Consider the following 10,595-nt stretch of genomic DNA (forward strand, 5'->3'; position numbering starts at 1 on the left):
AGAGCGGCAAGGGCCTGCCCAACTCGAAGACTTCGCCCGGGTCAGGTCCAGATCGATCTCAGGGTTCCGAATGCCAGCACGGGCGCCGACGATGCCTTCCGCGGCACCAAGCAATCCACTTCATGCTCCGAAGCGAACGCTTCCTCCAGGCGCGCGCAGGAGGCTGGCGGCCGCCCCGAGGGTCACCTGAGGAACGGCCAGGCCGGCATCGGCCCACGCAGCTTCTCCAGGATGGCTCCGACCTGCAGCACGCCCAGATCGTCCAGCCGGCGGCCGACGAGCTGCACCCCGATCGGCCGGTTCTGGGCGTCATGACCGAACGGCAGCGACAGGGCGGGCTGGCCGGTCTGGTTGAACAGGGCGGTGAAGGTCGCGTGCGCCAGGGGCGTCTCGACGTCCAGGCCCACCTGCTCCGCCGGAAAGGCCACGCATGGCAGGGTGGGCGTCACCAGGAAGTCGTAGCGGTCGATCGCAGCCAGCAGTTCCAGCTTGCTCGCCTCGATCCGGGTGAGCAGGTCGAAATAGGCGGCACCGTCGATGCCCTCGGCCTTCAGGCTCCAGTCGCGGACCTGCGGCAGGACCTTGGCCTGCTGCTCCTTCGTGAAGCTGCGATATTCGGCGAGGCCGCGCACCTGCAGGGTCAGGTCGATCGCCGCATAGGCGTCATAGCCAAACGGTGGCGCCACCTCCTCCACGATCGCCCCGGCATTCTCCAGCGCCCGGGCGGCCGCGTGCACCACGTCCTGCACGACGGGCTCCACCGGAGGACCATAGCCCATGGACAGGAGCAGGCCGACCCGTCTGCCCTTCACCTCCGTATCGAGCTGCTCGTGATAGGCGATGTGCTCCGGGGCTAGCGCGCCGCTGTCGCGGGCGTCGAAGCCGGCAAGCGTGGTGAGGTAGAAGGCGGCATCGGCGACGCTGCGCGCCATGGGTCCTGCCGAGCGGGTGGTGCTCGGGATCAGGTGCGGGATGCGGCCCTGGGTGGGCTTGAGCGCCACCACCCCGCAATGGGCGGCCGGCAGCCGCACCGAACCGGCGATGTCGGTGCCGACCGCCAAGTGGCAGAAGCCCGCGGCCAGTGCCGCACCCGCCCCGGCGCTGGAGCCGCCGGTATTGGCCGAAAGGTCCCAGGGATTGCGCACGATGCCGAAGGCCGAGCTGACACCGGCCGCCAGCAGGCCGAAATCCGGCATGGTGGTCTTGGCCAGCAGGATTGCACCGGCTTCCAGCGTGCGGGCCGCGGGCGGCGCGTCGAAGGTGGAGGCGGCGCGGCCCTCGTTGGCGGCGGTACCGTGCAGATAGGGCCAGCCGGTGACGTGGATGCTGTCCTTCAGCGTGACCGGGATGCCGTCCAGGCGCCCGGCAGGCTCGCCTTTGGCAAAGCGGGCCTCGGCAGCCTTGGCGGTATCACGGGCCGCCTCGGCGCGCACTGACCACAGCGCGTTGATCTCGCGGTTGGACTGCTCGATCCGGCCGAGCGCCGCATCGACGACCTCGACCGGCGAGACCTCGCGGGCACGGAACCGCGCTGCCAGCGACAGTGCCGAGGATTCCAACAATTCCCGCATCGCCCTACCTCCCCACGCTGGTGCCGGTCTCCGCCGCCATTGCCGGCAAGTCAAGCAGGCCCGGCAGAATCGGCTTTGCGTGCCGGCCGAGCCTACCTAGGCTGTGGCGACCAAATCGAAGCAAACCCAAAAACAGCTTCACTCCTGGAGGAACCGCCGCCGATGAGCGAGCTCGACCCGCATCGGGGCCGCGCCACGGCCGCCGTCACCGCCCTGCTGGCGGAACAGGCGCCGGATGCCGCCGAGGCGCAGATCGTGCTGGAACCGGCCTTCGCCGTGCTGGCTTCGCCTGGCTGGCACGGCGTCGACGGCGTCCACTTCAAGGCGACCCTGCCGGACGGCACCCGGCGGCACGTAAAGTCGATGCACGAAGATGCCGGGCACTATGTGGAGGTCCGCACGGCATTCGCCGCGGCCAAGGTCGCGGCCGGGCTCGGCATCGGCCCCAGGGTCGACGCGGTCGACCTGGGCAACGACACGCTGGTGATGGAGGATTGCGCCGGCTTTCGGACCGGCACGCTCGACCGGCTGCGCGACCCGGAGATCGTGGCCAATCTGCTCCGCCAGCGCCAGGCCTTCCACAAGACGGGGGCGCTCGGCCGGCAGGTGAGCGTGTTCGACGAGATCCGCCGCTTCCACGATGCCTGCCGCAGCGCCGGTGCGCCGCTGCCTGCGGACATCGACTGGCTGGTCGACAATGTCATGGACGCGGAGCGGGCGATCCTGGCGGCCGGCTTCGACCTGGTCCCGGCGCATGGCGACGGCAACGCCTCGAACTTCCTGGTAGGTCCCGACAAGCAGGTCCTCCTGGTCGACTGGGACCGGGCGGCCGACATGGATCCGTTCGCCGATCTCGGCAGCTTCATCGTCGAGGCGGCGCAGCAGGAGCCGGAGGCGCGCGGCATCTTCATGATGGCGCATGGAGCCATGGACGAGGCGCTGTTCGCCCGGACCATGCTCTACGGCATCGCCGACCATCTGCGCTGGGGGCTGATCGGCTTCCTGCTGGCCAAGGTGTCGACCAGGCCCAGCCTCGAATTCCTCAAATACGGGAGCTGGCGCTTCTTCCATTGTCGGCAGGCGGTCCGCGAGCCGCGCTTTGCCGAGCGGCTGCGGAGGGTCTGATGGCAACGACGGAACGGCTGCTGGGCGAGGCGCGCACCGCGGACGAGCAGGCGATCGAGGCGGCGATCCGGCGGGTGCCGCATTTTGCGGACGGCGAGGTCCGCTACCGGATGCTGGTGGGCGGCATCAACAACCGCAACTGGCTGATCAGCGTGAGCGGCCACCAGCGCCGCTACTTCGTGAAGGTGCCAGGTCCCGGCACGGAGAAGTTCATCGACCGGGCGGTGGCGCACCAGGCGGCGGTCAACGCCCATGCGATGGGCCTCGCACCCGAGGTAATCCATTTCGACCCGTCCGACGGGCTGGAGGTCCACGAGTTCCTGGAAGGCTACCAGGCCTGCACCAATGCCGACTTCGAGAACCCCGCGATTCAGGAGGCGGTGATCGACTGCTACCGGCGGCTGAACGCCGGGCCGAAGCTCGATCTCACCAAGACCATCTTCGAGATGATCGAGGAGCACTGGCGCGACGCTGAGCAGCTGGGCGCCCTGCTGCCGCACGACTATCCCTGGCTGATGAAGCAGTACCGGCTGGCCAAGGAGGCGTTCATGGCGTCTGGCCTGGACCTGGTGCCCTGCTTCAACGATCCCATGCCCGGCAACTTCCTGGTCAGCCCGGGCAAGCCCATGAAGATCGTGGACTACGAGTTCGCGTCCAACAACGAGCGCGCCTACGAGCTGGGCGTGCTGCTGGGCGAGATGTTCTTCACCGAAGCGCGCTCCTTGGAGCTGATCGAGGCCTATTACGGCGAAGTCCGCCAGGACATCGTGGCACGGGTCTGGATCGGCCGGGCGCTGGCCGACATCAAGTGGGCCGGCTGGGCGATCCAGAACCGGATGCTGACCGATTGGGACTTCGACTACCAGAAATACGGCGACTGGAAGGCGGCGCGCGCCCGCTCGGTGATCCTGGACCCGCGCTGGGAATGGTGGCTGCGCTCGATCTGACGCCGGCCGGGGGCGGGCTTCGGCCCGCTCCCCCTTAAGCTCCCGGGTTCAGAACGGCAGGAGGTGGCGGCCGAACTGAGCCAGCACGGCGCCGGCCGCGGTGCCGGCCAGCGCGAACGCGACCCAGGGCCAAGGCGAGGACGAGGCGCGACGTCTGGGCTTGGGCCCGATCGTCAGCTCGATCCGACCGTCGTCGCGCTGGTGGCTGCTCAGCACCTGCTCGTCGGGCAGGAGCACCAGCATCCCGGCCATCTCGGGCTCGATCACCAGCGTCTGCCGCGTTACCGGCCCACCCAAGGATACCGAACCAGACCTCAAGGTCGCCATGGCCCGTTCACATGCTGGTAGTTGCGCCCCACGTGCACCTGCTCGGCCATGCTCCCCCAGGCCGCTCAAGTCGATCCCGACGCTAACCCCCGCCTCCCGGCCGATCAACTTAAATGATTGTTCAAGAACGGTGCCGGAGGCGCACTGTGACATGTACATCCCTATTCAAGTACTTCCGGGATACTTCTGACAGTCCGCCGAGAATAACCTACACACGCCCCAAGTGAACCGCGGCGGCGTTCGGCAACCGTCCGAGTAACCGCAGGTGGCAGCCGGCCGCAGCCTGGAACAGGCCTGGACTTCGGCCAGCCTGCCACTGTCGGGTGCCTGCCCCCGGCGCTACAGCATCTCCAGGGGCCGCTTGCGGCGGGGCGGCGGGAACGCCCGGTCCAGCAGTGCCAAGTCGTCCTTGTCCAACCGGAGGTCGGCCGCCCGCCGGTTCGCTGCCACATGAGTCTGGCTGCTGGCCTTGGGGATCGCGATCACGCCCGGATGGTGCAGCACCCAGGCGAGCGCCACGGCGAACCGGTCGACGCCATGGCGGCGCGCCACCTCGTCCAGCTCTGGGCTGGCCGGCAGCCGCCCCTGCTCGATCGGGCTGTAGGCCATGACCGGCATGCCGCGCTGCCGGCACCAGGGCAGCAGGTCGAACTCCGGCCCGCGCCGGGTCAGGTTCAGGAGGATCTGGTTGGCCGCACAGGCCCTCCCGCCCGGCACGGCGGACAGTTCCTCCATGTCGTCCGTGTCGAGATTGCTCACCCCCCAGTAGCGGATCTTGCCGTCCCGCTGGAGCCGCTCGAAGGCCGCCACCGTCTCGGCCAGCGGGTAGCGGCCGCGCCAGTGCAGCAGATAAAGGTCGATCCGGTCGGTGTTCAGCCGCTGCAGGCTGCGCTCGCAGGCGGCCAGCGTGCCCTTGGACGAGGCGTTGTGCGGATAGACCTTGCTGACGATGAACACCCCGTCGCGCTGGCCGGCCACCGCCTCGCCGACCACGATCTCCGCCCCGCCCTCGCCATACATCTCGGCCGTGTCGATCAGCGTCATGCCGAGCTCGATGCCCCGGCGCAACGCCGCCACCTCGGCCGCACGGCTGGCTGACCGCTCGCCCATGTACCAGGTGCCCTGGCCCAGGGCCGGCACGCGCTCGCCGCCCGGCAGCTCGACCTGCTGCATCGTCACATCCTCCTATGCGCCCGCCTCCGCCGAGCTATATGCGAGCGGCGTCGGGGTCCAGCCCCGGTGCGACCTCCTCTCCTTGGGAATCGACGATGAAGCTCCTGCTGCTGGCGACCGCCCTGTTGACGCTTCCTGCCCTCGCCACCACCGCCCAGGCCCAAGAGCTGCGCGGCTGTGCCGCCAGGGTGGCCGACCTGGAGATCAAGCGCGACGAGGCGCGCTCAGCCGGTGAGATCGAGCGGGCCGACGGCCTGCAGAAGGCGGTGGTCGACGCCAAGGAGACCTGCGACGACGCCCGGCTGCGCGCCGAGCGCGAGGAGCGGGTCGCGGAGAAGCGCCGCGAGGTCGAGGAGGACAAGGAGGACCTGGCGCGCGCCGAGCGCGAGGGCGACTGGGGCGACATCGAGGACGCCAGGCGCGACCTGCGCGAGGCGCAGTGGGAGCTCGAGGAGGCCGAGGCCGACCTCGACCGCTGATCCTTGGAAGCGGGCCATCATGGCGGGGCTTCCCGCCATGATGGCCGACCGGCTTTACCCCGGCATGTCGATCTGGATCTTCACCGAGCCCTTCGGCGAGGTCGCGGCATACTCGAACGCCTCGACACTCTTCTCGAACGGGAACTTGTCGGTGATCAGCGGCTTCACGTCGATGGCACCCGACGCCATCATCGCGATGCAGCGCGGATAGACGTGCGCATAGCGGAACACGTGCTCCACGCGCGCCTCCTTCAGCGCCGCACCCGGCACGTCATAGGCGACATCGTGCAGCGGCATGCCGATGAACACCACGCAACCGCCCGGCCTGAGCGGCTTGAACACGCCGGCCGCCGCCTTCTCGTTGCCTGAGCACTCGAACACGATGTCGGCACCCCAGCCGTCCGTGTCCGCCATCACCACGTCCTCAATGCGCTGCGAGCGGACGTCCACGCCCACGACCGAGCCCGGCACCTTGGCGAGCTTCTCGGCGATCGCCAGCTTGCCCGGGTCGATGTCGGCCACATAGACCTTGGCGCAGCCCGCCGCGAACGCCGCAAGCACGGTGACCAGCCCGATCGGCCCCGCCCCGATCACCACGGCACTGTCGCCCGGCATCACCCTGGCCTTGACCGTGCCATGCACGCCCACGGCCAGCGGTTCGACCATCGCCGCTTCCTCGAACGACACGTTGTCCGGGATCTTGAACGTGTAGTCCGCCGGAAACACCAGCGTCGGCCTGAGGCAGCCATGCACCGGCGGCGTCGCCCAGAACACCACCCGCGGGTCGAGATTGTACATCCCCAGCCTGGACGCCCGGCTGTTCGGATCCGGAATGCCCGGCTCCATGCACACCCGGTCGCCCACCTTCAGATGCGTGACCTCCGAGCCGGTCTCGATCACCACGCCCGACGCCTCATGGCCCAGGATCATCGGCTCGCGCACGATGAACTGCCCGATCCCGCCATGGGTATAATAGTGCACGTCACTGCCGCACACGCCCACGGTCTTCATCTGGATCCGGACATCCCGCGGGCCGAGCTGCTCATCGACCTCGATGTCGCGCAGGTTGAGCTTCAGCTTTTCTTCGAGAACGAGAGCTTTGACCATGTTTGCCTTTGTCCCTGAGGGAGGTGTGCGGAGGCATGCTGATGCCTCGCAGTTCTGGTACGAGTAGCGAACTGTTAACCCTTGGTTTGGGGTAGATGCGCTTCCAGCTCTATCCTTGATGATAATTATCCACCACCTTCTGCCGGACCGTTAGGAGCACGCTTTAAGAGCGTCAAGCGGATTGCAGGCACAGGAAAGCCTATCCCGTAGCACCCGTTCACTACCAGCGGTTGAATTGAAGCGTGCCCTGCTACACAAGAAGCATGTGACCATCATCCTGGCTGCCATCCGAAAAACTATGTACCAAGGCCGGTATGCCAACGCTCTGCATGCAGCAGGATCACATCTACTCTAGGCTGTGTATGCACGCGCACATGACGTATCGTTCTTCCATTTTCAAGCCACCCTCTCTTTTGCTCCACTTGATACAAAATACCGCCCGCCAACATTGCACGCCTTCAATAAATGCTACAACACACTATAATGAAGTCATCGAGATAATAACTGCCAGGAGCCGTAGATGGCTAACTATTACAATGGAGAATATCGGAAAGAGCTTATTGATAGGTTAAAAGCCACAGGTGGCTATGAAGCATATGAGCTTCGCGATTCGGGAATATTGTACGAGAGTATAGAAGCATATCTAGTAAAATTGGCAATAAAAATGATACGATACTTCTTGTGGACATTTTGTCGAGTAAAATGCGGAATGTTATTAGTGTAAATTACAGCCCAAATCACAAGAAAGAGAATGAATGGAATTTCCTAAATCCGAAAAACTTTTCATGGGTGTGAGGAGAGTGTCTTGATGCTGGTGATACATGGTCAAGAATTTTTATTAGGGGCACCAACGATGATGAAAGCATTATTCTAAAGACTGTCTTGGAAGAACAAAATCTTCAAGCAAATGGGGTGCAAAAAATGAAGCAGTATATCCTTACTCTTCTGTAAGCAATAGCAATAGCTACACGCAAAACAAGGAAGAGTGAAGCAACGGAGGCAGATCTTTTTCTTAAATCAACTTGATATGATTAAGATCCGATCTGAGATCGTGCCCACGACTTTTCCGAAGGGCGAACTACATATCCGGTCTAGCACCATCACAAACGTCATCAACCGCTCCACCGCGAACCCCTCCAGCTTATAGTTGGCCAGCGCTGATACCTTCGGCCGGCGCACCCGGAACTTCTCGGATGCTGCCGGCTGCATCAGTCGTCGCTGCGTGATAATGGCGTTGATGGCATGCGCAAGCTGAAGCTTCGTCTGCCGCTCCTCGGCATCCGGGTAGTCCAGGTTTGCGAACACGTTGGCCGTGCCACGGTAATCGCATCCCCAGCGGACATCTTACGCTGCCGTGCGCAGCGTGAAGTCGACATGCACCGCATCGTAAGGAAACACGACCCGTCCATCGTCGCCGCGCTCCAGGACCCCAGCATCCAGCAGCGCATGAACATCCCCATGCACCGCCTTCACGTCCCGCCCCACCCGACGCGCCACCTCGCGGATCGACATGGCCCCCTGCCCGGTCATGGCTTGGAGCAATTCCCAGCGCTTGGCCGTCAGGACCTTCCACAGAAGTTCGACGGAGGCGAAAGCGATGTGGTGGCCCTGCGCCTCGCCACGGAATGCCGCCGTCAGCCGCTCCCTGCCCTGCTCGACCGATGCAATCCCAAGCGTCACCGTGGTCACTGGCGGTTCCTCCATGCTTCGACGTCCGCCCAGAAATCCGCCTGCAGCCCGTCCAGGCTGCGGAAGCGGTACGCCACCTCGACGTCGCCCAGATGCTTGTGGTCGCCCTTGCCGACCTCGTTGTCGTAGCGCAGCACGCAGCTGCCATCCGCCACCAGGGCCAGCCGGTACTTGAAGCCGTGCCTGCTGCCGCGCACTTGCTCCGGCACCTGCCAGACCACCGCCTCGACGAGGGCGGTCTCCGTCAGCACCAGGCGCATGCGCAGGGGCAGGGTCGCCTTCATGCTGGATGTGACGCCGGCATGTCGGAGATGGTACCAACAGTCCTGCTGTTGTCAATTACTCCAACAGCATCGGTGCGACGTGGCCCTTGGGTCTCCTGCCGCGCCGCCCGGTTCGTGCCGTCCGCCTACCGGATCGAGCACGCCGGATACCCGTTCGCCTTCATGAACTGCTTGGCCTCCACCCACCAGTTCATGTCCTTCTCCCACCTGGCCCGCTTGTGGCCGGATCCGTCCGCCCCCAGCGTCCCCCAGATCACGATGCCATCCGCCCCCAGCCGCTTGAGCGTCTGCAGCTGGGTCAGGAACACGCCCTTGTCGACCAGCTTCTTGCGGATCTTCGGATCGCTGGCGAAGTCGTGGTACTGGGGCCAGAGATAGGGATAGACCGGCTTCTTCCCGATCTTGGGCTGCCAGTCCTGCCGGATCAGCCGCATGATCCCCTCGGCCCTGGCGATCCAGCCCTTGCTGCCGGTCTCCCGGTAGCGGGTGTACATCTGCGGGAACAGCACCGCGCTGGCCGCCGCGATCCGCATCGCGAACGTGTTGGTGGCGAGGTTGGCCGGGACCTGGCCACGACCGTTGATGTAGCCGAAATAGTCGTTGATCGGCGCCTGGCCGAAATAGCCCAAGAGCGTGCCCTTGGTCTTGATCGCGGCCTGGTTGCGGAAATGGGTCATCAGGCGCGTGTACTGATCGGCCTTGCGCGCAGCGGCCGGGTCGCCCAGCTTGATCATCCAGCCCTGCTTCTCGACGTTGAGCACCACCAGCTTGCTGGCCGGCGTGGCATTCGCGATCGTCCGGGTGGCGGTCTTCAGCTGCGCGCCGGCCAGGTCGAGCGGCTGGTGGTAGCGCGGCATGGCGCTGCCGAAGATCGCGGATTCGGTGATCAGCGGCACCTGCTCGATGCCGCAGGCCCTGAGCTGCGCTGCGGTCGGCGCCTTGGCGGTGGCACCGTTCGTCCAGCTCATCTGCCAGTAGATCTTGAAAGGTGGTGGCGACTTGGCGCTGGCGTCAGCGGACAGCAGTCCCATAAAACCTAAGCAGAACAGGCTCCAGTGTACGGTCCGTGACAGAACAACGACACGGCGGCGGACGCGCGCGAACATTCCTGCACCTCCTACAGGGGAAACTGTGAGGCGAACCATAGGTTCTGACGTCATTTTGCCGGCGGTCGACAGAACATTGCCGGCTGGCGGTCGAATCGAGATCGGGGGGTCCTGACACAGCTCTTCCAGATGTGCAACATGTCTTGCCTAGGATGGTGCCATACTATGTGCATCTTTTGTGGGTGCCCGCGCCTGCCGCCAGCACCCCGCGAGCGTCACTGGCAACGCGGCCGGTCCGGCGCGCAGAAACGTCTGCACCGCCTCGACGCCCAGCCGCCCGCCCCGCTAAGGACCGGTTGCCCGGCCGCCGCTCCTGCTCGACGGCCATGACCGGCAGGTCCCGGTCCAGCCTATGAGAGGTTCGGATGTTCCAGTTCTCCGCCCGCCCCGTCGCCATCACCGGTGCCGGCGGCGGCATCGGCCAACGTTTGGTGGCGCGATTCGTGGAAGCCGGTGCCAAGGTCGCCGCCTTCGACCGCACGATGGAGCAGGTGGCGGACCTGCCGGGCGTGGCGTTTCGGGGCGCGTTCACCATGGGCGATCGGGCCGGCGCCGAGGCGGCGCTGGCCGAGGCGGAACAGGCGCTGGGGCCGATCAAGGTGCTGGTCAACAATGCCGGCGGGGCCCGTGCCGAGACGCTGACCGACCTGACCCCGGAGAAGTGGGACGAGGAGGTTCTCCTCAACCTGACCGGCACCTACCAGGTCACCACCCCGGTCCTGGCAAGCATGCGCAAGAGCGGCGGCGGCGCCATCGTCACGATCGGCACGGTCAACGCGCTCATGCA

The 10,595-nt window shown here is 65.5% G+C and carries 12 protein-coding genes; 4 read left to right on the plus strand and 8 right to left on the minus strand.

Annotation, left to right across the window (positions count from 1 at the left end; all coding sequences use genetic code 11):
• Positions 1 to 182: 182 nt before the first annotated feature.
• The gene (locus EQG76_RS26460) at positions 183 to 1,571 is read right to left on the minus strand and encodes an amidase (RefSeq protein WP_159717861.1); all 1,389 of its coding nucleotides are present in this window, start codon (positions 1,569 to 1,571) and stop codon (positions 183 to 185) included.
• A 162-nt stretch (positions 1,572 to 1,733) separates the two neighbouring features.
• Between EQG76_RS26460 and EQG76_RS26465 the strand changes: the two genes are divergently transcribed.
• Together EQG76_RS26465 and EQG76_RS26470 are read left to right on the plus strand one after the other, a co-directional pair.
• The gene (locus EQG76_RS26465; protein WP_200841146.1) at positions 1,734 to 2,696 is read left to right on the plus strand and encodes a phosphotransferase family protein; all 963 of its coding nucleotides are present in this window, start codon (positions 1,734 to 1,736) and stop codon (positions 2,694 to 2,696) included.
• Positions 2,696 to 3,643 carry a choline kinase family protein gene (locus EQG76_RS26470; RefSeq protein WP_159717863.1) on the plus strand — a complete coding sequence of 316 codons (948 nt, stop codon included), beginning with the start codon at positions 2,696 to 2,698 and terminating at the stop codon, positions 3,641 to 3,643. Before EQG76_RS26465 ends, EQG76_RS26470 begins: the two co-directional genes overlap by 1 nt.
• A 48-nt stretch (positions 3,644 to 3,691) precedes the next feature.
• Here EQG76_RS26470 and EQG76_RS26475 read toward each other — a convergent pair whose 3' ends face one another.
• Positions 3,692 to 3,910: a hypothetical protein gene (locus EQG76_RS26475; RefSeq protein ID WP_159717865.1), complete on the minus strand. Its 219-nt coding sequence runs from the start codon at positions 3,908 to 3,910 to the stop codon at positions 3,692 to 3,694.
• A gap of 399 nt (positions 3,911 to 4,309) precedes the next feature.
• Positions 4,310 to 5,143 (minus strand): aldo/keto reductase, encoded by an 834-nt coding sequence (locus EQG76_RS26480; protein WP_159717867.1) that lies wholly within the window; start codon positions 5,141 to 5,143, stop codon positions 4,310 to 4,312.
• Positions 5,144 to 5,238: 95 nt separating this feature from the next.
• On the opposite strand from EQG76_RS26480, the gene EQG76_RS26485 reads away from it, so the two are divergent.
• On the plus strand, positions 5,239 to 5,622 hold the full coding sequence (locus tag EQG76_RS26485; RefSeq protein WP_159717869.1) for a DUF1090 family protein: 384 nt from the start codon (positions 5,239 to 5,241) through the stop codon (positions 5,620 to 5,622).
• Positions 5,623 to 5,676: 54 nt separating this feature from the next.
• Here the strand turns inward: EQG76_RS26485 and EQG76_RS26490 are convergent, their stop codons facing one another.
• From EQG76_RS26490 to EQG76_RS26510, 5 genes are all read right to left on the minus strand, one after another.
• Positions 5,677 to 6,729 (minus strand): NAD(P)-dependent alcohol dehydrogenase, encoded by a 1,053-nt coding sequence (locus tag EQG76_RS26490; protein ID WP_159717871.1) that lies wholly within the window; start codon positions 6,727 to 6,729, stop codon positions 5,677 to 5,679.
• 1,017 nt (positions 6,730 to 7,746) lie between these two features.
• Positions 7,747 to 8,034: a helix-turn-helix domain-containing protein gene (locus EQG76_RS26495; protein ID WP_159717873.1), complete on the minus strand. Its 288-nt coding sequence runs from the start codon at positions 8,032 to 8,034 to the stop codon at positions 7,747 to 7,749.
• A 39-nt stretch (positions 8,035 to 8,073) separates the two neighbouring features.
• Positions 8,074 to 8,418: an HVO_A0114 family putative DNA-binding protein gene (locus EQG76_RS26500; RefSeq protein ID WP_159717875.1), complete on the minus strand. Its 345-nt coding sequence runs from the start codon at positions 8,416 to 8,418 to the stop codon at positions 8,074 to 8,076.
• Positions 8,415 to 8,702 (minus strand): toxin-antitoxin system TumE family protein, encoded by a 288-nt coding sequence (locus EQG76_RS26505; protein WP_159717877.1) that lies wholly within the window; start codon positions 8,700 to 8,702, stop codon positions 8,415 to 8,417. The genes EQG76_RS26500 and EQG76_RS26505 overlap by 4 nt, the downstream gene beginning before the upstream one ends.
• A gap of 125 nt (positions 8,703 to 8,827) precedes the next feature.
• Entirely contained in the window at positions 8,828 to 9,670 is an 843-nt protein-coding gene (locus EQG76_RS26510; RefSeq protein WP_159717879.1) for a hypothetical protein, read from the minus strand.
• A gap of 503 nt (positions 9,671 to 10,173) precedes the next feature.
• Between EQG76_RS26510 and EQG76_RS26515 the strand changes: the two genes are divergently transcribed.
• A partial coding sequence (locus EQG76_RS26515) for an SDR family NAD(P)-dependent oxidoreductase (RefSeq protein ID WP_159717881.1) occupies positions 10,174 to 10,595 on the plus strand: 422 nt, incomplete at its 3' end.

This window comes from Geminicoccus flavidas (assembly GCF_009806515.1).
Taxonomy (GTDB): domain Bacteria; phylum Pseudomonadota; class Alphaproteobacteria; order Geminicoccales; family Geminicoccaceae; genus Geminicoccus; species Geminicoccus flavidus.

What these genes read in the sequence shown, in the direction of transcription:
- EQG76_RS26460 (WP_159717861.1), bottom strand. Translation starts at nt 1,571, where the DNA reads ATGCGGGAATTGTTGGAATCCTCGGCACTGTCGCTGGCAGCGCGGTTC.
- EQG76_RS26510 (WP_159717879.1), bottom strand. Translation starts at nt 9,670, where the DNA reads ATGAGCTGGACGAACGGTGCCACCGCCAAGGCGCCGACCGCAGCGCAG.
- EQG76_RS26480 (WP_159717867.1), bottom strand. Translation starts at nt 5,143, where the DNA reads ATGCAGCAGGTCGAGCTGCCGGGCGGCGAGCGCGTGCCGGCCCTGGGC.
- EQG76_RS26465 (WP_200841146.1), top strand. Translation starts at nt 1,734, where the DNA reads ATGAGCGAGCTCGACCCGCATCGGGGCCGCGCCACGGCCGCCGTCACC.
- EQG76_RS26490 (WP_159717871.1), bottom strand. Translation starts at nt 6,729, where the DNA reads ATGGTCAAAGCTCTCGTTCTCGAAGAAAAGCTGAAGCTCAACCTGCGC.
- EQG76_RS26505 (WP_159717877.1), bottom strand. Translation starts at nt 8,702, where the DNA reads ATGAAGGCGACCCTGCCCCTGCGCATGCGCCTGGTGCTGACGGAGACC.
- EQG76_RS26485 (WP_159717869.1), top strand. Translation starts at nt 5,239, where the DNA reads ATGAAGCTCCTGCTGCTGGCGACCGCCCTGTTGACGCTTCCTGCCCTC.
- EQG76_RS26470 (WP_159717863.1), top strand. Translation starts at nt 2,696, where the DNA reads ATGGCAACGACGGAACGGCTGCTGGGCGAGGCGCGCACCGCGGACGAG.